Origin of the sequence: Pseudomonas peli (assembly GCF_050563605.1) — a bacterium.
Lineage (GTDB): Bacteria > Pseudomonadota > Gammaproteobacteria > Pseudomonadales > Pseudomonadaceae > Aquipseudomonas > Aquipseudomonas peli_A.
Window position 1 is genome coordinate 295,673 of sequence record NZ_JBNXUH010000002.1, and the last position, 23,421, is coordinate 319,093.

At 62.5% G+C, this 23,421-nt stretch carries 18 protein-coding genes; 4 read left to right on the forward strand and 14 right to left on the reverse strand.

The annotated features are described in order from the left end of the window. Positions 1-11: 11 nt before the first annotated feature. The 4 genes from ACQ4LH_RS03695 to ACQ4LH_RS03710 form a co-directional block, all read right to left on the reverse strand. Positions 12-1,097, reverse strand: a complete 1,086-nt coding sequence (locus tag ACQ4LH_RS03695) for a WD40/YVTN/BNR-like repeat-containing protein (protein WP_430695981.1) — start codon at positions 1,095-1,097, stop codon at positions 12-14. Between the two features lie 74 nt (positions 1,098-1,171). Further along, positions 1,172-2,533: a DUF1329 domain-containing protein gene (locus tag ACQ4LH_RS03700; protein WP_430695982.1), complete on the reverse strand. Its 1,362-nt coding sequence runs from the start codon at positions 2,531-2,533 to the stop codon at positions 1,172-1,174. An 18-nt stretch (positions 2,534-2,551) separates the two neighbouring features. Beyond that, complete coding sequence (locus tag ACQ4LH_RS03705; protein ID WP_430695983.1) at positions 2,552-4,198, reverse strand: DUF1302 domain-containing protein; 1,647 nt, start codon at positions 4,196-4,198, stop codon at positions 2,552-2,554. Between the two features lie 106 nt (positions 4,199-4,304). Then, positions 4,305-5,072 (reverse strand): coniferyl-alcohol dehydrogenase, encoded by a 768-nt coding sequence (locus ACQ4LH_RS03710; protein WP_430695984.1) that lies wholly within the window; start codon positions 5,070-5,072, stop codon positions 4,305-4,307. A gap of 281 nt (positions 5,073-5,353) precedes the next feature. Between ACQ4LH_RS03710 and ACQ4LH_RS03715 the strand changes: the two genes are divergently transcribed. The 3 genes from ACQ4LH_RS03715 (at position 5,354) to ACQ4LH_RS03725 (ending at position 9,668) form a co-directional block, all read left to right on the forward strand. Beyond that, positions 5,354-7,192 (forward strand): sigma 54-interacting transcriptional regulator, encoded by a 1,839-nt coding sequence (locus ACQ4LH_RS03715; protein ID WP_430695985.1) that lies wholly within the window; start codon positions 5,354-5,356, stop codon positions 7,190-7,192. Positions 7,193-7,635: 443 nt separating this feature from the next. Continuing rightward, positions 7,636-8,718 (forward strand): Rieske 2Fe-2S domain-containing protein, encoded by a 1,083-nt coding sequence (locus tag ACQ4LH_RS03720; RefSeq protein ID WP_430695986.1) that lies wholly within the window; start codon positions 7,636-7,638, stop codon positions 8,716-8,718. Next, complete coding sequence (locus ACQ4LH_RS03725) at positions 8,715-9,668, forward strand: PDR/VanB family oxidoreductase (protein WP_430695987.1); 954 nt, start codon at positions 8,715-8,717, stop codon at positions 9,666-9,668. Before ACQ4LH_RS03720 ends, ACQ4LH_RS03725 begins: the two co-directional genes overlap by 4 nt. A 114-nt stretch (positions 9,669-9,782) precedes the next feature. Here ACQ4LH_RS03725 and ACQ4LH_RS03730 read toward each other — a convergent pair whose 3' ends face one another. From ACQ4LH_RS03730 to ACQ4LH_RS03745, 4 genes are all read right to left on the reverse strand, one after another. Next, on the reverse strand, positions 9,783-10,514 hold the full coding sequence (locus ACQ4LH_RS03730) for a GntR family transcriptional regulator (protein ID WP_430695988.1): 732 nt from the start codon (positions 10,512-10,514) through the stop codon (positions 9,783-9,785). A 54-nt stretch (positions 10,515-10,568) separates the two neighbouring features. Continuing rightward, the gene (locus ACQ4LH_RS03735) at positions 10,569-11,228 is read right to left on the reverse strand and encodes a TetR/AcrR family transcriptional regulator (RefSeq protein ID WP_430695989.1); all 660 of its coding nucleotides are present in this window, start codon (positions 11,226-11,228) and stop codon (positions 10,569-10,571) included. Positions 11,229-11,332: 104 nt separating this feature from the next. After that, positions 11,333-12,262, reverse strand: coding sequence for an alpha/beta hydrolase (locus ACQ4LH_RS03740; protein ID WP_430695990.1), 930 nt, complete (start codon positions 12,260-12,262; stop codon positions 11,333-11,335). A gap of 23 nt (positions 12,263-12,285) precedes the next feature. After that, positions 12,286-13,728 (reverse strand): coniferyl aldehyde dehydrogenase, encoded by a 1,443-nt coding sequence (locus ACQ4LH_RS03745; RefSeq protein ID WP_430695991.1) that lies wholly within the window; start codon positions 13,726-13,728, stop codon positions 12,286-12,288. Between the two features lie 337 nt (positions 13,729-14,065). On the opposite strand from ACQ4LH_RS03745, the gene ACQ4LH_RS03750 reads away from it, so the two are divergent. Further along, positions 14,066-14,557 (forward strand): MarR family winged helix-turn-helix transcriptional regulator, encoded by a 492-nt coding sequence (locus ACQ4LH_RS03750; protein ID WP_430695992.1) that lies wholly within the window; start codon positions 14,066-14,068, stop codon positions 14,555-14,557. A gap of 47 nt (positions 14,558-14,604) precedes the next feature. Here ACQ4LH_RS03750 and ACQ4LH_RS03755 read toward each other — a convergent pair whose 3' ends face one another. From ACQ4LH_RS03755 to ACQ4LH_RS03780, 6 genes are all read right to left on the reverse strand, one after another. Continuing rightward, positions 14,605-15,852 (reverse strand): thiolase family protein, encoded by a 1,248-nt coding sequence (locus tag ACQ4LH_RS03755; RefSeq protein WP_430695993.1) that lies wholly within the window; start codon positions 15,850-15,852, stop codon positions 14,605-14,607. Between the two features lie 2 nt (positions 15,853-15,854). Then, complete coding sequence (locus ACQ4LH_RS03760; RefSeq protein WP_430695994.1) at positions 15,855-17,717, reverse strand: feruloyl-CoA synthase; 1,863 nt, start codon at positions 17,715-17,717, stop codon at positions 15,855-15,857. 136 nt (positions 17,718-17,853) lie between these two features. Next, complete coding sequence (locus tag ACQ4LH_RS03765) at positions 17,854-19,302, reverse strand: aldehyde dehydrogenase (protein WP_430695995.1); 1,449 nt, start codon at positions 19,300-19,302, stop codon at positions 17,854-17,856. A gap of 75 nt (positions 19,303-19,377) precedes the next feature. Further along, the gene (locus tag ACQ4LH_RS03770; protein WP_430695996.1) at positions 19,378-20,208 is read right to left on the reverse strand and encodes a p-hydroxycinnamoyl CoA hydratase/lyase; all 831 of its coding nucleotides are present in this window, start codon (positions 20,206-20,208) and stop codon (positions 19,378-19,380) included. A gap of 671 nt (positions 20,209-20,879) precedes the next feature. Further along, positions 20,880-21,980: a polyamine ABC transporter substrate-binding protein gene (locus tag ACQ4LH_RS03775; protein ID WP_430695997.1), complete on the reverse strand. Its 1,101-nt coding sequence runs from the start codon at positions 21,978-21,980 to the stop codon at positions 20,880-20,882. 41 nt (positions 21,981-22,021) lie between these two features. Beyond that, positions 22,022-23,347, reverse strand: a complete 1,326-nt coding sequence (locus tag ACQ4LH_RS03780; protein WP_430695998.1) for an alginate export family protein — start codon at positions 23,345-23,347, stop codon at positions 22,022-22,024. Between the last annotated feature and the right edge of the window lie 74 nt (positions 23,348-23,421).

Here is a 23,421-nt window from a genome sequence, read left to right on the forward strand (position 1 = left end):
GGCGTGGCCGCTCAAGGGCGGGCCACGGCCTGGATTTCCTGGCGGGCGGACAAGCCGCCCAGACCGACGCTGGTCAGGCTGCCATCGGCTGCCTGGACGACAGCGGCAACCGTTGCGCCCTGGTGGGTGCGTCGGTGTTCGAATTGCATGCCGCCATCGCCGCTAAGCAGCAACTCGCCGCTTTGGCTGGCCAGCAGCAAGCGGCCGTCGTCTAACTCAAGGCCGGCGGCCAGGGCCGACTCCACGCCGGTGTCCAACTGCTGCCAACTGTTGCCCTGGTCGCTCGACCACCAGGCGTTGCCGCGCAAACCGTAGGCCAGCAGACCGCCGTTACGGCTGGCCAACAGGCCAAAGAAACTGCCTTCATAGGGCGATTCCAGCTTCTGAAAAGACTGCCCGCCATCGCTGGAACGCAGCAGCAAACCGCGCTCGCCAGCGATAAACAGCTGATCACCCTGGGCACGAATGCCGTACAGATTGAGGCCCTCGGTGTTTTCCACCTGGCCCATCCAGGCCTGCCAACTGGCACCGCCGTCCGTGGTGCGCAGGATCAGGCCGTAGGCACCGACCACATAGCCATTGCGACTGTTGCTGAAATACAGGTCGAGAAAGGGTTTGTCCGGGCCATCGGCGACCAGCCACTCGGCGGCCTTCAATAGCTTGGCATCGCCGCCCTGCTGAGCAGCCTTGAGCGCCAGCTGCGCGGCCTGAATGCCATCCAACTGTTTATTCCAGGTCTCGCCGCCGTCCGCGCTATGCAGCACCACGCCGAGATGCCCCACCGCCCAGCCGTGTTGGGCATCGACGAATTGCACCGAGGTCAGGCTGACGCTGGCCGGTACCTGGGCCTGATGCCAGCTCGCACCGGAATCGTCCGAGAGCAGAATGATGCCGCGCTCGCCAACCGCCACCAACCGCTCGCCGGCGCGGGTCACAGCCAGCAGCACCGCACGCGGCGCCTTGGCGCTCTGTAGCGCCGGCTGGTCAAGCAGAGGAATCTGCGCGCTGACCGTCGATTGCGCCATAGCCCAACCGGGCAGCAGCAGCGCGCTCAATAGCAGGGGCAAAGCCCGTGTGAATAAAAATTTGCCGCTCATATGCGCTCCAACCACTGCAGAAGAATTAGCCAAACAACACGCCAGAGCTTGGCCCTGGCGTGCCGGTGGATGGCTTAGCGCATGCTGTCGCTGGCCATGGCATCAGGGGTGAAGAACGACGCCGATGGGCGCGGATAGGCCTGGTACTGCACCTTGAGGTCGTTGGCCGAGGCATTGAGGAAGTAGGCGCCGGTTTCCAGGTTGTAGCTGCCCCACATGACCTGGTTGGTCAGTACCGGCATTTCTGGCGCCAGCAAGGTCAGCGAGTAGTTATGCCGGCCCAGTTTGCCCTGTGCGTCGTATCCATCGATCATCAGTACCTGCCAGGAGTCCTCGTCCACGTAGTAGGTGCGTTTGGGCACCACATGGCGCTTGCCGGCCTTGAGGGTGGCATCGACTACCCAGACGCGGTGCTTCTCCCAACGCACCAGATCGGGGTTGAGGAAGCCCGGCTTGACCAGCTCGTCGCTGCTCACCGCAGCGGCACGGTTGTTGTTGTAGGGCACCAGCAGTTCCTTCTTGCCCACCAGCTTGAGGTCGTGGCGGTCAGTCGGGCCGAAGATCATAAAGGCCTCGTCGAAGAAGCCGACGCCGGAGGTGACGAAGTCCGGGGTGTCGTAGGCGACGTTCGGCGCGCGGCGCACCCGACGCTGGCCGACCAGATATTGCCAGGCGCCACGTGCGCTCGGGTCCATGTCCCAGTGGGTCATCAGGCCCTCGCCGGCCTTGGACGACGGCAACTCGGTGGCCAACTTGCCGATCAGGTATTTGCCTTCATAAGTTTCCAGGCTGCCTTCCTTGAAGTAGTAAGGACTCTGGTACCAGAAGCTCGCGCGGGTGGCCTGCAGCTTCTTGCCGCCTGCAGTCATCAGCCATGTGTCGAATGGCGCGTAGAAGGTGTCGGCACCCTGCCAGGACAGGCGTTGGTTCCATAACACTTCGGCACCGTTCTGCGGCAGCGGGAAGGGAATGCCGCCGTAGGCACCGCTGACTTTCTCAGTTTCTACGTCCAGCGTGGCGCGGGTGGCGTTCTGCAGGGTGTTGTCGTACACCCACTGCGGCGCGGCGGCGCTGCGATGGGTCGGGTAGACGTCCAGGCGGTAGTCCGGATACTTCTTCAGCAGCGCCTGAGTACCTTCAGCCAGCTGCTCGGCGTACTCGGCCATATTGCCCACGTTGACCGAAAACAGCGGTTTGTCGGCGGCAAAAGGGTCGGCGCGCTTGTCGCCGCTTTTGTAACCGGCCGGCACCTGGGTGTAGCCACCGGTCCACTCTGGGATGCTGCCATCAGCATTGGCAGCGCGTTCAGCCCCCATCGGCGTGAGGTCGGCAGTGAGGCGCGCGGCCTGATCCGGGGAGACCGCCGCATGAGCGAAACAGCTACCCATCAGGGCTATCGTCAGGACAGAGAGACGCAAGGAAAATTGGCTTTGCATGGCGAATAAAACCTCTTATTAGAATGTGGTTTTCACGTAGACGGAGACGAAATCGCGGTCGGCCAGCGACTGCGCGTAGCTGAAGTTGCCGTCTTCACGCAGCCCGGCGCCCTTCTTGCCGAAGAAGTTCACGTAGTTGACGCCGAAGTCCCAACGCTGCAGGTAGGTGGCCTTGAGTCCGACGCTCCAGTCGCCGGCGTGAGTGTTGCCAAAACCGGACTTGCTTACCGCCGAGGAGCGCCCGTCGAGCACCACGCCCAGGCCCACCGGTACGCTCAGGTCGAGGCCGTCGGCCACCTGGAAGTAGGCAGGCTCGGCCAAAATGCGCAGCGCCGTGGCGTCGCGGGTGGTGTTGGAGTCCAGCGCGGCACGGTTGTCGGTCACACTCAGGGTGCGGTTCCAGGCCAGCTCGGCGAGTACAGAACCGCCATCCCACAGTGCATTGGGCGACAGCAGGTAGATGGTCGAGAGGTTGATATGCGCGGTCTTGCCCTTGGCGTAGAACGCGTCGCCGTTGTTGTCCGCGGCCATACCGGGCGTCACCACCTGCAGGTTGCTGACCAGCGGCGCGTCCCAGCGCAACGAGGCCTCACCAGCAAAGTTGAATGGCCCTGAGGCGGTGGAGAAACTGGCGCCGACGGTTTTGATGTCTTCGGCGAAGACCTGACGGTAGGAGCCGAGAATCGGCAAGCCAGTGGCCGCGAAGGCGGCACCGTCCAGGTAGGCATAGAGGCCGCTGGGGGCCTTGTCGTGGTATTTGGCGGCATACAGACCAAGTTCCAGCTCGGTGCCTGCCGGCTTGTAGCGCAGCTGCATACCGCCCTGCCCGGAGTTCTTGGCTTCAATATCGCTGGCGTGCACCGTCTCGTTGCCGAACACCTGGGTCCAGGAACCGGAACCTTCGCCAATGCCATCGTTATCGCTCAGGTAACTGCCCGCACCTGGCAGCGCAGAGCGTTCCCACTCGAACTGGTAGTAGGCGCCGACCGACAGCTGCGGATTGATTTGCAACTGCCCCGATACCTGATTGACCGGACGCAGGATCTCCTTGAACTGGGTGCCCGGCACGCTGAGCAGCTTGACGATATCGCTCGGTCCTTGGGCGTTGGCGATGCCGTTGCTGCCGTAGAACAGGCTCTCGCCGTAGATCAGGCTGTGCCGACCGAGGCGCAGAGTGCCCTGGCTCGACTCGCCGATATTGCCACGCACGAATACGAAGGCATCGAGAATCTCGGCGTCGCGGCCGTGCAGATCGCGGGTATCGTTGAGGAAGTCGCGCTGCAGGCTGCTGTCGGTGTTTTGGTTGTAGATATCGTCGTACCAGGCCGCTCCACTGATGCGCAGGCCATAGTTCTGGGTGCTCAGGTCCATTTCACTGAACAGGTCCAGGCGATTGGAGACCAGACCGCTACTGAAGTTGTTATCGCCCTGGCTCTGGATATTTGGATAAAGCCCGCCAGCAGTTGGCGAGTTGGTGATCTGGTCGTCGGCACCCTGCAGACGCCAGGCCTGGCTGTACTTGATGGTGTTATCCCAGCGCAACCGCCACTCACTATCGCCCAAGTCAAATTGCATGGCCTGAGTCTGAGAAGCCCAGCCGGCCAGACACACCGATAACGCCAGAGCGGAACGCTTGAAGCCTGGGTAGCATCGAGAGTTGTGCATGTTGTCCCTCATTGTTTTTGTTGTTGGAAGCATGTTTTCGGGTATCACCGTTCGCGCTAGCGACCGGCAGTGGTTGCACACAAGTGCGTTGCCTGCAGCTCCACGTTCAGATGTAGGTAGACGCCAGGCCACCATCCACCGCGATGTTCACGCCGTTGATCCAGCGCGACTCGTCGGCGCAGAGGAAGGCGATTACCGGGGCAATCTCATCGGCATAGGCCGGGCGCTTCATACGGTGGGCATCGGCCTGGGCACGCTCGGCGCCGAGCATGGTCACGAACTCGTTGAGAATCGGGGTGAACACCGGGCCGGGGGCCACGCAGTTCATCCGCACCGAGGTGCGCATAAACCAGGGCTGCGCCTGGATCTGGGTCCAGACGATCAGCGCTTCCTTGAAATACTGGTAGCAGGTCTGGTCAGGCACCGGGTTGTCGCGCAGCCAGGCCTCGCCCGCGGCGAAACCGCTGATCAGGCCGAGGGTGCGATGCAGCTCCAGACGCTGCGGCCATTCGGCGCCAAGCACCGAGGATACATTGACGATCGCCCCACCGGCGCAGATGCGCGGCAGCACGGCTTCGCTCAAATGGCGCAGACCCAGGTAGTTGACCTGCGCCACCAGCTGCGGATCGGCAGTGCCGGGCACCCCGGCGATATTGCACAAACCATCGACCTGCGCCGGCAGCTGCTGCACGGCGGCATCGATGGCATCGGGATGACTCAGGTCGGCCTGGACGAAGCCATCCAGGGTCAGGCTGGGTTCGTTGCGGTCCACGCCTATAACGGTGGCGCCATGGGCACGCAGGGTTCTGGCAGTTTCGGCGCCGATGCCCGAGGAGACCCCGGTCACGACTATCGTCTTGTTGCTCAGCTTCATACGGATTTCCCGATTCAGTCGTGCTTGTGCTGCTGGCGCGAGGGCGGCGACAGCCAAGCCATGTTGTTATTGCCGAATTAGTTAAAGTCGGTAACTAGTTCTAGCAATCGATATGCCATGTACTGGCCACAACAGAGAAACCGCTCTAGCGCGCACATCTGCTCTGAATCTCAGGAAAACAAGCCCGCTTAGCCAGGCTTTAGCTACCTTAAAAAGTGATGATTTCAGCAAATTCATGCTGCACTATGCGGAATATGATTAATCCGATTAAGGGGTTTCCAATGGCGAACAAGTTGATCTCCCTGGCCGAACTCTCCCGCGGCGCCCAGAAATCCCCTGCTCGCGGAGCCAGCGAACAGTTGCCACCCGGCGCCGCGCCGACCCTGCAGGATTTGACCGAAGCCCTGCTGTTCAGCCCTGGCGACGGGCGCATCTGGCTCAACGGTGCACGCATGCTGCTAATGCACAGCAGTGGCCTGGGCGCACTGCGCCGCGAGTTGATCGAAAGCATGGGCCTGGCCCGCGCCCGCGGCATCATGCTGCGCACCGGCTACCACTGCGGCGCACGGGATGCGGCCCTGGTCAGGGAGCGCTTCCCCGAGGCCGACACCCTAGCGATATTCGCCGCCGGCCCGATCATCCACGCCCTCGAAGGCGCAGTGAAGGTCGAGCCGGTGCACTTCGAATTCGATATGAACCTGGGCACCTATTACGGCGAATTTCTCTGGCATCACTCCAGCGAGGACGACGAACATATCGCCCAGTACGGCATCGGCACAGAGCCGGCCTGCTGGATGCAGACTGGCTACGCCACCGGCTACACCTCGGCAATGGTCGGCCGCTTGATCCTCTACCGCGAGGTCGAGTGCCGCTCCACCGGCTCCAATACCTGCCGCCTGATCGGCAAGCCTGCAGAAGAATGGGGCGATGCCGAGGAAGAGCTGGCCGACCTTAACGCCGAACCCTTCGTCGGCAGCGGCGCCAGCGCGACCGCAATCAAACCCAGCGCAAAAAGCGCCGACAAGGGCGCCCTGCCGAGCAGTCTGCAAGCCGAGCCGGCAGCGGCGCAGGACGGCGAGATGGTCGGCATCTCCTCGGCCTTCAATGCCGCCTGCCATATGCTGCGACGGGTCGCGCCGACCCAGGCGACCGTGTTGTTCACCGGCGAATCCGGGGTCGGCAAGGAAATGTTCGCGCGCATGCTGCACCGCATCAGCCCGCGCAGCGAGGCGCCCTTCGTTGCGATCAACTGTGCCGCCATCCCGGAAAACCTGATGGAGTCGGAACTGTTCGGCGTCGAGCGCGGCGCCTTTACCGGCGCTACCCAGTCTCGCGCCGGGCGTTTCGAACGCGCCGATGGCGGCACCCTGTTTCTCGACGAGATCGCCACCCTCAGCCTGGTGGCCCAGGGCAAGTTATTGCGTGCCCTGCAGGAAGGCGAGGTCGAGCGGGTTGGCGGTAGCCGCACCTTAAAGGTCGATGTGCGAGTGGTTGCCGCAACCAACGTAGACCTGCGCGCCGCCGCCCAGCGCGGCGAGTTCCGCGAGGATCTGTTCTTCCGCCTCAACGTATTCCCGATCCACCTGCCGCCGCTGCGCGAACGCAAGGAGGACATCCCCTTGCTGATGACCCACTTCCTCCATCGCTTTACCCAGCGCCACGGCAGGCAACTCAGCGGCTTTACCCCGCGCACCGCCGACACCTTGCTGGGCTACGACTTCCCCGGCAATATCCGCGAATTGCAGAACCTAGTGGAACGCGGCGTGATCAGCGCCCCGGACGGCGGCGCCATCGACCTATCGCACCTGTTCACCAGCGGCGAACGTCTGGCCCAACCGATGTTCTCCATCGGCGTGCGCGGCCAGCTTGCCGCAGCCCCCCACGAGCCTGCGCAACCCCAGCAGACGAACAGCCCGCCCCCTGCCCAGCAACCCGAAGCACTGCACGCCCTGTTCGGCGACAAGGACCTGAGCCGATTGTCGTTGCAGGAAGTCGAAGACGCGATGGTCGACCACTGCATGAACGAGGTGAAAGGCAACGTCTCCGAAGCCGCCCGCCGCCTCGGCCTGACCCGCGCGCAGCTGTCCTATCGACTGTCGCGGCGGCCGCCGGGCGAGTAACAACTTCTCGGCCCCTCCCCCAGACCAATGCCGTTCACCTGATTCAGGTGAACGGCATTTTTTGTAGCCCGAATGAAATCCGGGAAAGCCTCCCAAATATCCGCCCCGGATTGCACCCGGACTACTGGGCTCAATCACTTCCTCTCCAGCCCAGCACGCCCCGTAGGGTGCGCCATGCGCACCAGCCCTATATGCCCATACACATCCGGGAAACGGCTTGATCTATCGCTGAGAAATTGGATCCATAAATGCAATTAACCAAACTCAAAGTATTCGCTCGGCACGCCAAACGGCCCCAGACAGGCCAAGAAAAACTGCTTAAACGTCCGATAATCGGCCACAAAATACTCCGCGTGCAGATTATTGCTTTGACACTCGGCTACGTAAGTGGAAACTATTGGATCCAATAAAAACAACCAAGGCCCACCCACAGGAGAGCCTCCATGTTCCCGAAAAACACCTGGTATGTAGCCTGCACCCCGGATGAAATCGCCGAGAAACCCCTTGGCCGGCAGATCTGCGGGGAGAAGATCGCCTTTTATCGCGGGGCGCAAGGCAAGGTCGCTGCGGTCGAGGATTTCTGCCCACACCGTGGCGCGCCGCTGTCCCTGGGTTTTGTCGAGGACGGCCAATTGATTTGCGGCTACCACGGCCTAGCCATGGGTGCCGACGGCAAGACCAAGGCCATGCCGGGCCAGCGCGTACGCGGCTTCCCGTGCATTCGCAGCTATCCGGTGGAGGAACGTTACGGCTTTATCTGGGTCTGGCCGGGCGATGCCGAACAGGCCGACCCAGCGCTGATCCATCATCTGCAATGGGCCGACAGCCCGGACTGGGCCTATGGCGGCGGCCTGTTTCATATCAACTGCGATTACCGCCTGATGATCGACAACCTGATGGACCTGACCCACGAGACCTACGTGCACGCCTCCAGCATCGGCCAGAAGGAAATCGACGAGGTCGCGCCGGTCACCACGGTCGAGGGCGAGAATGTGGTCACCAGCCGGCATATGCAGAACATCATGGCGCCGCCGTTCTGGCGCATGGCCCTGCGCGGCAACGGCCTGGCCGACGACGTACCGGTGGACCGCTGGCAGATCTGCCGCTTCACCCCGCCGAGCCATGTGTTGATCGAGGTCGGTGTGGCCCACGCCGGCAAGGGTGGTTATCACGCCGCACCGGCCGACAAGGCGGCGAGCATCGTGGTCGATTTCATCACCCCGGAAACCGAGACCTCGATCTGGTACTTCTGGGGCATGGCGCGCAGCTTCAAGCCCGAGGATCAGGAACTCACCGCCAGCATCCGCGAAGGCCAGGGCAAGATTTTTTCCGAGGACCTGGAGATGCTCGAACAGCAGCAGGCCAATCTGCTGGCCCACCCAGAGCGCCAGCTGCTCAAGCTGAATATCGATGCCGGCGGCGTGCAATCGCGGCGCATCCTCGAACGTCTGATCGCCCAGGAACGCGCGCCGGCCGCGACGCCGGAGCTGATCGCCAGCACCGCCGGTGCAAGGAGCGCCCCGTGATCGAAGTATCTGTAGTCGCCCGCAACAACCAGGCCCAGGATATCTGCAGCTTCGAACTGGCCCGCCCCGACGGCGCGCCTCTACCGGCATTCACCGCAGGTGCCCATATCGACGTGCACCTACCCGGCGGTCTGATCCGCCAATATTCGCTGTGCAACCCGCCTTGGGAAAACCAGAGTTACCTGATTGGCGTGCTCAAGGATCCCGCCTCCCGCGGTGGTTCCAAGGCCATGCACGAGCAGATGCAGGTCGGTCAAAAGCTCTTTATCAGCGAACCGCGCAACCTCTTTCCGTTGAGCGAGAACACCCAGCGCAGCCTGCTGTTCGCTGGCGGCATCGGCATCACCCCGATTCTCTGCATGGCCGAACGTCTGCACCAGCTCGGAGCCGACTTCGAGCTGCACTACTGCGCGCGCTCCATCGAGCGCGCGGCCTTTATCGAGCGCTTGCAGGTCGCGCCCTTCGCCGAACGCGTGCACCTGCATTTCGACGACGGCGATGCCGAGCAGCGCCTGGATGCCGCCAACCTGCTGGCCAATCCCAATCCCGGCACGCACCTGTATGTCTGCGGCCCGGGCGGCTTTATGGCGCATGTGCTGGACACAGCCAAAGCCCAGGGCTGGGACGATGAACACGCACACCGTGAGTATTTCGCCGCAGCCCCCGTCAATCACGCCAACGACGGCAGCTTCGCCGTAAAACTCAAAAGCAGCGGCCAGATCATCCAGATTCCCGCCGACAAAAGCGTGGCCGAAGCGCTGGAGGCGTCCGGCATCCTGATTCCACTGTCGTGCGAGCAAGGCATCTGCGGCACCTGCCTGACCCGCGTATTGGCCGGCGAACCGGAGCACCGCGACCTGTTCCTGACCGAAGCCGAACAGGCGCAGAACGACCAGTTCACGCCCTGCTGCTCGCGGGCGAAGAGTCCGTTGTTGGTATTGGATTTGTAGGGCGTAGGGTGGATCGGGTGCGTAGCTGACGCCTCCCCCATTCACCAACCGCGATGGTGGATGAAAAAGGCGTTATCCACCCTGCCTCGCTAGGACTATGCGTCGCCCCAACATCTACAACCGCTCTTCGGACGCGCCCTTCTGAATCACCTTAAGCCCTTCGCTGGCGACCTGGGCCGGGCCAAAGATTTCCGCGTAGCGCAGGGTCGCATTGGCGTGTTCGCGCATAATTGCCTCGGCCCTCGATCCCTGGCCATTGACCAGGGCGTCGAACACCGCGTGGTGTTGCATATGGGCGAAATTGAAACGGCGAAACTCGCGAGCCATATCGTGCAGGTCGACCGCCAGCGAGCTGACCGAGGCGAACGGCAGGTGGTCGTTGCGCGCCAGGGCTTCGGCGATGGCCGGGTTGCCGCTGGCGGCGATAATCAGCTGATGGAAGCGCATATTGAGATCGTGGTAACTCTCCAGATCCTCTTCTACAACATGCCCCTTCTGAAACAGCCGGTCGCCCTGCTCCAGACATTCGTGCAGGGCCTCGCGCACCTCGGCAGCAAGGCCGCGCTCTGCCGCCTGGCGTGCGGCCAGGCCTTCGAGCACCCCGCGCACCTCCACCGCACCGGCAATATCGGCCGGGCTGACCGCACGCACGGTGTAGCCACGCCCGGCGCATTTGACCAGCAGGCCCTCCTGCTCCAGGGTGCGAAAGGCGATACGCACCGGCGTGCGCGACACCTCAAGCAATTCGGCGGTGGGAATCTCGGCAATGCGCTCGCCCGCTGCCAGTTCCCCTGAGGCGATCATCTTGCGCAGCGCGATCAGAACGCGCTGACCCGGCTTACTCATAACTGTCCCCAGCCAGTCCCCAATGCGCGACATCATAGCGCAGCCAGGGCGCGGTCAAGCCACCGCCCCGCGCGCCATAAAACACCTGCCGAACATGCCCAGGGCCACCTCGACCCGCTCACCGATCTGCTCGTCTGACCAGCTCTGTTGCACCCCCAGGGTGAACAGCTTGAGCGGCTGCGAGATCAGCAGCGCGTCGATCAGCTCGACGGCCGGCTCGACATCCGCGCGGGCCAGCAGGCCCTTGCCCGCAGCCTTGCCCAGCCAGCCACGCAGCAGGTTAAGGCAGCGTTCGGCACCTTCCTGGTACCAGATCCGTGCGATGCCCGGCGCATTCTCGCGGCCTTGCGCGGCCATCAGGTAGATGCCCAGGGCCAAGGGAGAGAGGGTCAGGCGCGCCCACAGGTACAGGTACATGCGCAGCTCGCTAAGCAGGTCCTCGGCGCAGTCGATGCCGCTTTCCAGAAGCAGTTCGAGGGTGGACAGGTCGCGGGCCACCAGCTGCGACATCAGCTCTTCCTTGCTGGCGACCAGTTGATAGAGGGTCTTCTTCGAGATGCCCGCCGAACGCGCGATGGCGTCCATGGTGACGTTGGCGAAATTGCCGCTGCCAATCTCGGCCGCCGCGGCGTCCAGCAACAGACTCATCTGCTCATCGCGACTGCGCAGCGGCGGCCGGCCGCGCCTGGGGAGCTGAGGGGTGGTTTCAGACATAAGGGCTTGGGATCCTTGGGTGGCGCCTAGCTTACCGCGGCATACCGGTAAACGCCTGCGCCACGACGCCCAGGCGCTCACCAATGACTCACACGGGTCTAAGCCTAAGCCAGCGCGCCGGCACCACTCGCCACTGCCTCAAGCTGAAAAGCCCCATGCAACGAATCCTCCATCAACTGCCAGGCCCGCTCCGCCGAGTCGTCCGGCCCCAGGTGGGTAAACATATGGTCGCAGCCGGCGAACATCCGCTCAGTCACCGCCACCCCGGCCTGGCGCAGCTTCTCGGCGTAGGCCTCGCCTTCAGCGCGCAAGATGTCGTACTCGGCGGTAATCAGGGTGGCGGGCGGCATGCCGCGCAATTCGTCGACCGTCGCCAGCAACGGCGAGACCAGCGGGTCGCGGGCCTGGGCCGGATCACTCAGGTAGCAGCTATTGAAGAAGCGCACCAGGCCGGCACCGAGCAAGGGTTTGTCGAGACTAGAGAGCTTCAGCGCAGGATCCTGAGCCAGATCCAGCACAGCATAATCGATCAGCTGATGCACCACCCGCAGCCGCTGATTCCCGCGCGCCAGATTGGCCACGCCGGTGGCCAGGTTGCCGCCGGCACTATGCCCGCCAACGGCGATACACTGCGGATCTATGCCCAGCGTGGCGGCCTGCTCGGCCAGCCATTCAAGTACCGCAAAGCTTTGGCGCAAACCCGCGGGAAAGGGATGCTCAGGCGCCAACACATAATCGACATTGACCACCAGACAACCGAGGTTATGCGCCAGGCGGCGGCAATAGCTGTCGTCGTGCTCGGGCACCCCGGCGACAAAGCCGCCGCCATGGAAATTCACGTATACCGGCAACTTTTCCAGGGTTTGCGAACCGGGCCAGTAGAACAGCGCCCGCGCCGGACCCCAGGCGCTCGGAATAAATTCCTCGGTGACCGCGCGCAACGGATACTGCGCCGCGGCGTAGACGAATTTGCCTTTCATGTGCTTGGCAAAGGCGCGCAGCAGCTTGGCCTTAAGGGTTTTCAATAGGCTCATAAGTTGGCTCCTTAACGGCTCAATTAATTAGCGGTCAGCAGTTGGTCCAGCAGACCATGAATCATCGCGCCGTAAGGCGCACGCATTGCCAGGTTGGACTCGCCAATAGGGCTCTGCACCACCACCGCCTTGGCGTGGCTAAAGGTGCGAAAACCATAGACGCCATGGTAGGCCCCCATACCCGAGTGGCCGACGCCGCCGAACGGCAACTCTTCGAACAGCACATGGCTCATGCAGTCGTTGATCACCACTGCACCCGAGGTGGTGCGTTCGAACATCTGCTGGCGCTCGCCGGCATCCTCGCCGAAGTAGTAGGCCGCCAGGGGGCGCGGCTGCTGGTTGACGTAGTCGATGGCCGCGCTGAAATCGCGGTAGGTCTTGATCGGCAGCAACGGGCCGAAGATCTCCTCATGCAGCACCTGCATGGCCTCGCTGGTATCGAGCACCAGGGTCGGGGCGATCTTGCGGGTCTCGCGGTCGCTCAGATCCTCCTGCGCCGGGTTGATCTCGACCAAATACGCACCCCTGGCGTGGGCATCGGCGAGGTAGCCGCGCAGGCGGTCAAAATGGCGCGGGTTGATGATCGAGGTGTAATCGGAGTTGCTGCGTAGGGTTGGGTACATCTCGCTGACAAAACGCACGGCCTCGGTGACGAAGTCACCCAGCAACTCTTCCGGCAGCAGCAGATAGTCCGGGGCCAGGCAGATCTGCCCGGCGTTGAAGGTCTTCACCGTCATCACCCGCTGCACCACGGTGGCCAGGTCCGCACTGCGCGAGACCAGCACCGGCGACTTGCCGCCCAGCTCCAGGGTCACCGGTACCAGGTTTTCCGCGGCGGCGCGCATGATATGCCGCCCTACCGCGGTGCCACCGGTAAAAATCAGGTGATCGAAGGGCTGCGCGCTGAACAGCGCGCCAACCTCGGCGCTGCCCAGTACGGTGTTCAGTTCGTTGGCATCGAAGTAACGGGCGATCAGCTCGGCGAGTAGCGCCGAGGTGCGCGGGGTCAGCTCGGAGGGTTTGAGCATGGCGCGGTTGCCGGCGGCGAGGATGCTTGCCAGCGGGCCGAAGGCCAGGACGATGGGGAAGTTCCACGGGCTGATCACCCCGACCACGCCCAGCGGCTGATAGTCGACCCGCGCCTCGCAGCCGGGGAACGGCGCCTGATGCGACTCGGCCTGCATCCACTCGGCCAGGTGCTCGCGGCAATGCTTGAGGCTGGCCACCGAACCGGCGATATCGGACAGCAGGGTCTGTTCGCGGCTACGGTTGCCGAAGTCCGCGGATACCGCGGCGACTATGGCTTCGCGGTTTTCCAGCAGCAGGGCGATGGCCCGGTCGAGGCGGTCGCGGCGCAGCTCCAGACTGGCCGCCCCCTCGGCCAGATGGGCCTGCTTCATGGCGGCGAGGGCCGTAGCGAGTTGTTCGGCGCTGACCGCCGCAGCCTGGTGACCGAGAATGCTCATGGCGTAATTTTCCTGCTAGTTGAATTGTTATTAGCCAGCACTAAGTGCTGGACAAACCGGAACTTCCACCGACTCGTTGGCTGGAGTATGGCAAAAAAAACGACAAAGGAAACTACTAGGTTTCCTTATTTTTAAATTTCTGACTAAAGGCTCTACCCCTTCAAGTAAGGGGCCAGTGGATAGTCTTGGGCAACACCAAGCCAGCCCAGGGTTTACCCTGAAACGCCGCCGTCGGTTTAAGCAACTGGCCAAAACCTGGCTATTGGTGCGAAACTGATTAGGTTTATTAACCAGTAGCCCATTTCGGCAACCCATAGCGAGCATCCGGTTCCAGCCAATGGCCAAGAAAAGCCCACCCGTCCCAGAAGTGAACAGCCCAGCCACGGAGCCGAGTGGCACCCTGCTCAGCCAGTTGATCGGTTACGCCCTGCGTCGCGCCCAGCTAAAGGTCGCGCAGAACCTGGTCGAGCAACTCAATCCCTTCGACCTGCGCCCCGCACAGTTCTCCGCCCTGCTGATCATCGAGGCCAGCCCCGGCCTGATGCAGACCGACCTGGCGAGCATCCTCGCCATCGAGCCACCGCAGGTGGTGACGCTGCTAAACAAACTGGAAAAGCTCGGCCTCGCCGTGCGCGTGCGCTGCAAGCCGGACAAACGTTCCTACGGCATCTTCCTGAGCAAGGCCGGGGAAAACCTGCTCAAGCAACTCAAGGAAATCGCCGCCGCCAGCGACCGCGAAGCCACCGCCGCGCTCGACGACGGCGAACGCCAGCAGCTACTGCAACTGCTGCACAAGGTCTATCGGCAGGACAGCAACGCCGCGGAGTGATCGCCACCCTACTTCGCTAGCCCGGATGCAATCCGGGCTACGGATTACTAACCCCGAGCGAACGCCGGATTTTCGATCAATACCGCCATCCCCTGGCCGCCACCGATGCAGGCGGCGGCGATGCCGTAGCGTTGGTTGGCCGCACGAAGTTGCCGAGCCAGGCTGAGGGTCAGGCGCAAGCCGGTGGCGGCCAGCGGATGGCCGAGGGCGATGGAGCCGCCCTGCGGGTTGAGGCGCTGCGGGTCGAGCTGCAATTCGCGCTGCACCGCCAGCACCTGGGCGGCCTGGGCTTCGTTGATTTCGAAGCGGGCGATATCGTTCAAACGCAAGCCGCTGCGCTCCAGCAACAGGCGGATCGCCGGGGCCGGGCCGATACCCATCAGTTCCGGTGCCACACCGACCACCGCAGTCGCCAGCAAGCGCGCCAATGGCCTGCGCCCCGCCGCCGCGCTGGCAGAGGCAACCAGGGCCGCCGCCGCGCCATCGACCACCGCGCAACTGTTGCCGGCGGTCTGCACACCGCCGGCGTGGATAGCGCGCAGGCGTGATAACGCCGCCAGGCTGGTCGGCCGCGGATGGCTGTCCTGCGCGACCGACTCAACTCCCCGCGGCAAGGCGATACCACGCGATTGATAGCCATCCAGCTCGAAGGATTCGCTGTGCACACTGACCATCTCACCAGTGAAAACACCCTCGCCCTGCACCGCCAGCGCCGCCTCGAAACTGCGCAAGGCATAGGCATCGACCTCATCACGGGCGATGCCATAGCGCCGCGCTAGATTCTCCGCAGTACCTATCATGTCGACGTCGGCAGCCGGATCGAACAACGCCTCCCAGAGGAAATCCTTGAATTCCACCCCGGCACCGAGACGAAAGCCGCCGCGGTGGGTATAGGCGGCGATCGGGTTGCGCGACATCGACTCGGCAGCGACGCACAGGGCCAACTCGGCGCTGCCGGAGGCGATTTGCTCGCCAGCCTGACGCAACAGCTCGAAACCGGTGCCGCAGATGCGCTGCACGCCCAGGGCCGGCACCACCTGTGGCACACCGCTGTACAGGCCGATATGGCGCGGCAGCATATAGGCATCGAAACTCGCCTGGGCCACACAACCGGCCAGCACCAAATCCACCGCTGCCGGATCAATCTCGGCGCGCTTCAGCACTTCGCGGCCGACCTTGATCCCTAGGTCGGTCGGCGAGACCAGGCCCAGGGCACCGCCGTAATCGCACCAGGGCGTGCGCACGGCCTCGAGGATCGCTACGTCGTCGAACGCCGAATAGAGGCCGCTGCCCATGCTCAGCGCTCCGCCGTTACGCGTTGCGGGTCTGCGCCCTGATAGAGCGCATCGATCCGCTCGGCGCGGCAACTGAGGATCACCCGCTGGTTGAGCGAGCCCTTGTCGGTGACCTCACCCTTATCCAGCGACGGCGGCTCGCTCATCAGGCAGGCCCAGGCCAGGCGCGAGGCGCTGCCGGTAGCCTGCTGGTTGAGCTGTTCGAGCAGCTCGCCGAGCCAGGCGCGTACCCGCGGCGCGGCCAGCACCTGCTCGGCCGTGGCGTCGAACGCCAGACCGGCCAGCTCGCGACAGGCTGCCAGTTGCGGAAATACCAGCAGGCCAATGCACTCGCGGTTCGGCGCGGTCACCACCACATCCTGGATATAGGGCGCGCCTGCCATGATCACCCGCGTGCGCAGCGGGCCGACGCTGACGAATACCCCGGTATTGAGCTTGAAATCCTCGGCGATACGGCCGTCGAACATCAGGCCCCATTCCGGGTGCTCGGGGTCGGCCAGCTTCAGCGCATCGCCGGAGCAGTAGAAGCCCTCCTCGTCAAAGGCCGCAGCGCTCTGCTCGGGTGAACGCCAGTAACCCGGCATCACATGGGGACCACTGAAGCGTCCCTCCAGCTTGCCGTCCACCGGCACCAGTTTGACCTCGCAACCCGGTGCCGGCAGGCCGACATAACCGGCCATGGACAAGGGCCCGGTGGTAAAGGTGCAGGACGGCGCGGTCTCGGTCATGCCAATGCCCGCCATCATGCGGATACGTTCGCCGCAGTGCGCTTCGGCCACGGCATCGAGGCGATCCCAGACCGCTTGCGACAGCCCGGCGCCGGCGAAGAAAAACAGCTTGATCTGCGCGAAGAACACTTCGCGCAGCTCGGCATCCACCTCCAGGGCGGCGACCAACTCTTCCCAGCCCTTGGGCACGGTGAGGTAGGCGGTCGGCGAAATCTCGCGCAGGTTGCCCAGGGTCTCGGCGAAATGCTGCGGGGTCGGCTTGCCGTCGTCGATATATAGGCTGCCGCCGTTGTACAGCACGATGCCGACGTTATGGCTGCCGCCGAAGGTGTGGTTCCACGGCAGCCAGTCGACCAGCACCGGCGGCGCTTCGCCGAACACCGGGAAGGTCTGCAACAGCATCTGCTGGTTGGCGCAGAGCATGCGCTGGGTGGTGATCACCGCCTTGGGCAGCTTGGTCGAGCCACTGGTAAAGAGGAACTTGGCGATGCTGTCGGGGCCGGTCGCAGCAAAGGCCGCATCCGCCTGATCACAGGCCTCGTTGCCGAGCAGGCTGGCGAACGAGCGGCACTCGCGCCCCGCCACTGCGCCCGCGGTCAGCAGCAACGGCGTGGTGGCCGGCACCACCGCCTCGATAGCGCGAGCGAAGGCCTGGCCATCGGCGGCGAACACCAGCCCCGGCTGCAACAGCATGCAGATGTGCTGCAGCTTGGTGTAGTCCTGAGCCACCAGCGAGTAGGCAGGCGACACTGGGCAATAGGGCACGCCGAGATACAGGGCGGCGCAGGCCAGTTGCAGGTGCTCCAGATCGTTGCCGGAGAGAATCAGCAGCGGCCGCTCGACCGACAGGTCGAAGCCCAGCAGACCCTGGGCGATACTACGCACCCGTCCGAGCATCTCGGCATAGCTGATGCGCTGCCACTGACCATCGGCACCACGTCGCGCAATAAAGGTCTGCTCGGGCCGCTCCTCGGCCCAGCGCAACAGGCGCTCAAGCAGGCGATGCGGATACGCCTGCAGCGGCTCCAACGCCTCCATATACAGCGCCTGCCCGACCTCGCGCAGTTGCACCGCCGACTGCCCGATCGATACCGGCCGGTAGACGGGTTCGACGCGACCGCTAGATGGGTTGTTCACCTGTGAAACTCCTCAGCAAAGCGCGCCCTGGGCGTCTGACCGCGCCACCCCAGGGTGCGCGGCCGTGCCTGGGCCGATTGTTCTTATAGTGCTGCTTGCCAGCCCAGGATCTGCTCAGCAGATCCTGATCAGGTTTTCAGATCGGGTAGTGACGCGGCCCGTTCTGAATGGTCACCCAGCGCAGCTGGGTGAAGAAATCGATCGAGGCCTTGCTGCCGAAGCTGCCGTAACCGCTGGCCTTGACCCCACCGAAAGGCATCTGCGCCTCGTCGTGTACGGTCGGGCCGTTGATATGGCAGATGCCCGATTCGACCCGCTGCGCCAGCAACAGGGCGCGCGACACATCGCGGCTGAAGATCGCCGCCGACAGGCCAAACTCGGAATCGTTGGCCAGGCGCAACAGCTCCTCATCGCCCTCGCCACGCAGCACCACCGCCACCGGCCCGAAGGATTCCTCGTGGTACAGGCGCATATCCCGAGTGACGCCATCGAGCAGGGTTGCCTGCATGATGCTGCCGTCCAACTGGCCACCGGTGACCAGACGCGCGCCCTTGGCCAGGGCATCGTCGATGAGCGCCTTGATCCGCTGCCCGGCCGAAGCGTCGATCAGCGAGCCGAGCACCGACAGGCTGTCACTCGGATCGCCGGCATGCAGACTGGTGGCTTTGCTCGCCAGCTTGTCGACAAAGGCATCGGCCACCTTGGCATCGACCACCAGCCGTTCGGTGGACATGCAGATCTGACCCTGGTTGAAGTAGGCACCGAAGGCCGCGGCCTCCACTGCCGCATCCAGGTCGGCGTCATCCAGCACCAGCAAGGGGGCCTTGCCGCCCAACTCCAGTAGTGCCGGTTTCAGGTGCCGCGCCGACAGCTCGCCAATGATGCGCCCAACATGGGTGGAGCCGGTGAAGTTCACCCGACGTACCGCCGGGTTGGCGATCAACCGGGCAACAATGGCCGGCGCGTCTTCCGGCGCGTTAGTGATCACGTTGACCACGCCATCGCCGAGGCCGGCGTTCTGCAGCACCTGACCGATCAGGCGGTGCACCGCCGGGCTCAGTTCGGACGCTTTGAGTACCAGGGTATTGCCGCAGGCCAGCGGCATGGCAACCGCGCGGGTACCGAGAATCACCGGCGCGTTCCACGGCGCGATACCCAGCACCACGCCGCAGGGCTGACGCAGGGCCATGGCGAAGCTGCCGGGCATATCGGAGGGGATCACCTCGCCATAAATCTGCGTGGTCATCGCCGCCGCTTCGCGCAGCATATTGGCGGCCAGATGCACGTTAAAGCCGTACCAGTTGGCCATCGCCCCGGTCTCGCCGGCCACCGCGAGGAATTCCGGCGCACGGTCTTCAAGCATCTCGGCCGCCTTGAGCAGGCGCGCGCGGCGCTCGTTGGGTGCCAGCGCGGCCCAGGCGGGAAACGCCGCCCGGGCCGCTGCCACGGCGGCATCAGCATCTTCCAGGGTAGCGGCGGCAACCCGCGACACCACTTCACCGGTCACCGGATTGCAGCGCTCGAACACGCGACCATCAGCAGCCGGTCGTGACTGACCGCCAATCAGCAAAGGCACCTCGAACATGGGGAATTCCTCTTATTGTGCTTGTTCTGGAAACCCGCTCGGCGCTTGGAAAAACTTCAAGCGCCGTAGCGAGACCTAGCGCTTGTAGGCCTGCAGGCCCGGCTTAATGCTCTTCTCGTCGAGGAACTGCTTCATGCCCTGTTCGCGGCCGCCTTCAGTATCGAGCAGGCGCGACTGGTCGAGCTTGGCGTACAGGTAATCCTCGTTCTGCTCCCAGGTCAGTTCGCGGCAGCGCTTGAAGCCAATCTTCGCCGCACGCATCACCACCGGGTTTTTCTCCAGCAGGTTGCGCGCCAGCTCGATGGTGGTTTCGCGCAGCTGCGCCAGCGGCACGCTCTCGTTGACCAGGCCCATCTCTGCGGCTTTCGGCCCGCCGAAGGTCTTGCCGGTCATGATGTAGTAGAGCGACTGACGGTGGCCGACGGTATCGGCCATGGCCTTGCTCACCAGGTTGCCCGGTGGGATGCCCCAGTTGATTTCCGACAGCCCGAAAGTCGCTTCGTCGGCGCAGATCGCCAGATCGCAAGCCACCAGCGGACTGAAACCGCCACCAAAGCACCAGCCATTGACCATAGCGATAGTCGGCTTGGTGTACATGCGCAGCAGTTTCCACTGCCATTGCGAGGCCTCGCGGCGAATTTTCTCCTGAAGAATTTCCGGGCCGGCGTCGATTTCGCGGAAGTATTCCTTCAGGTCCATGCCCGCGGTCCAGGCTTCGCCGGCACCGGTCAACACCAGCACGCCGACGTCAGGATCCTGCTCCAGGGTCTCCAGCACTTCGACCATTTCGCGGTTCAGGGTCGGGCTCATGGCGTTGCGTTTTTCCGGGCGATTGAGGATGACCCAACCAATACCCTCTTCGATCTCGACCTTGACGGTTTTCCAACGGTTTTCGTAGCTGCTCATCTCACACCTCTTGTCTTGGCTGTTAGCGCCTGGAGACAAAATTACCTCGCCAATATAGTTATGTCAATTAACTATATTTAAAAACAACCACCACAAGCCTACTCAAGCTTAAACCCGCTCACAGCAGCACTACATCGCCATAAAACAGCCGCAAACCGGATAATTGTTGCCAGAAAAACGCAGAAAATTACGTTAACAGACATAATCTATTTTCTTAAATTGAGGGCTAGCTGACACGTGCTGACCTATCGGCAATGCGACAAAGGCACAGGGTAAACGCAAGGGTGTTGGCGATCTGCTCGCGAGAATCGACATTGGGCTTCTTGCGGTTGTATGCATGGTGTCGCAGGGACTACACAGGACAGAGCCTGGCCCTCACGACGACAAAAACAGGGATGATTTCGTCGCTGGCTGTGATGCCAGCCTTAAAGCAGCACTGAACGCGAAGAACGAGGTGCACTCATCGATTGCCAGCCGAGTACATTGCCCGCAGAGGTGGCCGGGCCGACCTGGACCAGAGGTTTATATGACACTGAGAACGCCGACAGGAGAGTCGGCTACGACTCTCCTTCACCACGAAATAAGAGCCTGAGCAAACGCAAAAGACGCTGCTCAGCACCTCCCCTCGCCCCACACAATGGCCCGCCATAAAAACCCGGGCCTGAGATAAGTCACATACCAGTGCGTATCGCGTTCCAGGTGCGTATGCGCATGCGCTCGACACTCTGCGGCAACGACTTGAGTACAAACAGCGTGGGGAGAACATCTTCTGGGATGTACATATTCGGGTTCTCCCGAATGCTGGCATCGACCAGAGATGTGGCGTCCTTGTTGGCATTTGGATAACCGATGGTGTTACTGGCCTTGGCGATCACATCCGGACGCATCATGTAGTTCAGAAACTCATGAGCCTCATCGCGATTAGCCGCGCCTTTGGCAATCGCCATCACGTCAGACCACACCGGCGCACCTTCCTTGGGCAGGATCATGTCTACCTTGACGCCTTTACCTGCCGCATCCGCCAAACGCGTTGCCAGCGCCACACCGCCTGACCAACCGATACCTACACAGATATCGCCATTGGCCAGGTCCATGCCATAGCGCGATGAGCTGAAGTAATTGATGTGCGGACGAATCGAAACCATCAGCGCCTGAGCCTTGCGATAGTCGCCTGCCTCGGTGGAGTGCGACGGTAAGCCCAGATAATGCAATGCGATGGGCAGCACCTCGTTGGCGGCATCGATGAAACCAACGCCGCACTTGGCCAGTTTGGAGATGTTCTCTTCCTTGAAGATCAGATCCCAACTATCCAGCTTGACGTCTGGACCAAGCGCCTTACGCACCATATCGACGTTGTAGCCAATCAGTGTTGTGCCCCACATATACGGTACGGCGTACTGGTTACCCGGATCGCCACTGCTGGCCAACTCAGCCAGGAAAGGCTCATCGAGGTGAGACCAGTTTTTCAACTTGCTGCGGTCGAGCGGCTCGAATGTACCGGCCTGGATAAACTTACCCAGGTTGGCAGTACTGGGAAACACCACGTCATAGCCCGAGTTCCCTGTGAGTAACTTGGACTCAAGCATTTCAATACTGTCAAACACATCGTAAATGGGGCGAATACCAGTTTCCGCCTCGAAGTCCTTGAGAATCTCTGCGGGCAAGTATTCCAACCAGTTGTAGATTCGAACGGTTCGTTGTTCGGCAAAGGCCGAGCTGCTCATAAGGGTGACGGCAATCGCGGCCGCCATGCTGCGCATTACAGAATTCATATCAGGCTCCCGGGGTACCCGCCACAGCGGCTACCCACTCATCAATAGCGGTAGGTGAAGTACATTTCAACGGCGGAGAACGTCTTGTCGCCCAGCAGTTGCTTGGCCGCTGCTTTGGGCTGCACCCAGTTGTAGGAAAGCGAGGTGAACAGTTGGGGAGTTGCCGCCCAATCGACAAAGACCACGCTTTCATCGGCGAAGCGCCGGTCGCTGACAGGCGCACCGAAGAGATTCTTTTCATCGAGAGAGAACTGGTGGTGCATCGCCCCGACGGTGAGCGCTGGATGCACCTGAGTTTTCAACGACCAGGTGTGCACCTTCTGGTTACTGTTATTGAGCAGGTAGTTACCCACCACATCACCGACCAGCCAGGTCCCCCAGTCGACAAAGCCTTTGCTCAGAGCGTCCCAGGCTTCACGCTTGTTGTCAGCCAGGTCTTCGTCGCCAGAAAAATAGGCATAGCGATAGCCCAGTTTCGGCTGCAGGGGCAGATCGCTAAAGGCGTATTCGGCCCCGGCATACCAGGCTTTAGCGTCATATTTGATACCGCCGTCTTTACCGCCTTGCACGGCATACTCTGCGTTAAGGGTCAGGTCCTGGAGCCCAGGCAGCTTGGCATTCAGCGCCCGAATGTTGTAGACCTCCATGCCATCGCGCGGCGTAGCGATATTGGAGTCACGATCTTCCGACTTCAGCTTCATGGCCATCGCGCCGAAGGTGGCAACACCCTCCACCGCGTAATCGAGGTTCACGCCATTCATGCGGTAGTCGCCAAGATGGTCATCGGTGCGCAGGCTGAAGGCCTGTACCGAAAGCGCATCACGGGACCAGCCCAACACTGCAGAGTCACGGAAGGCCGTACGCGGTGCCAGCCAGAAGGCAGCGTCATCGTGAAAGTCGAGATTGCCATCCATGACGATAAAGCCCGAGCCGATCATGTAGTCCTGGCGACCCGCGGTAAAACGCCATTCCCCGGCGCGAAAGCCCACGTAGGCTTCCTCTGCCGAGACACGATTGTCGGTACCGCGGGTAAAGCCGCCTGCGTCGCCATCGCCGAAGGTCGATGCAGCGACGATCGAGCCTTTGGCCAACAGGTCGAAGTCCGGGTTCAGGGCATAGCTAAAACTGACCGCCGGCTTGACATAGACCTCTTGCCAGTCTGCATTGTTTCCGGTGGCCTGACCGTTACGGGTATCGATACGCCCCGCACCGAAGTTGACGTTACGGGTGAAAATTGCAGCACCACCCGCTGTTAAATTGACCTCTCCTGAAAGATCGCCCTCCTGGAAGGTATAGCCAGCCATTGCCGGCTGGCTGGCCAAAACCGCCGCGGCAAGAAGTGAGGGTACCAAGGGTACTCGGTTCATAGATTGCTCCTGGTTGATTGTTGTTGTGTTACAGGGCAGCTCAGGCGACAACCGTCGCTATCACGCATCCAGCG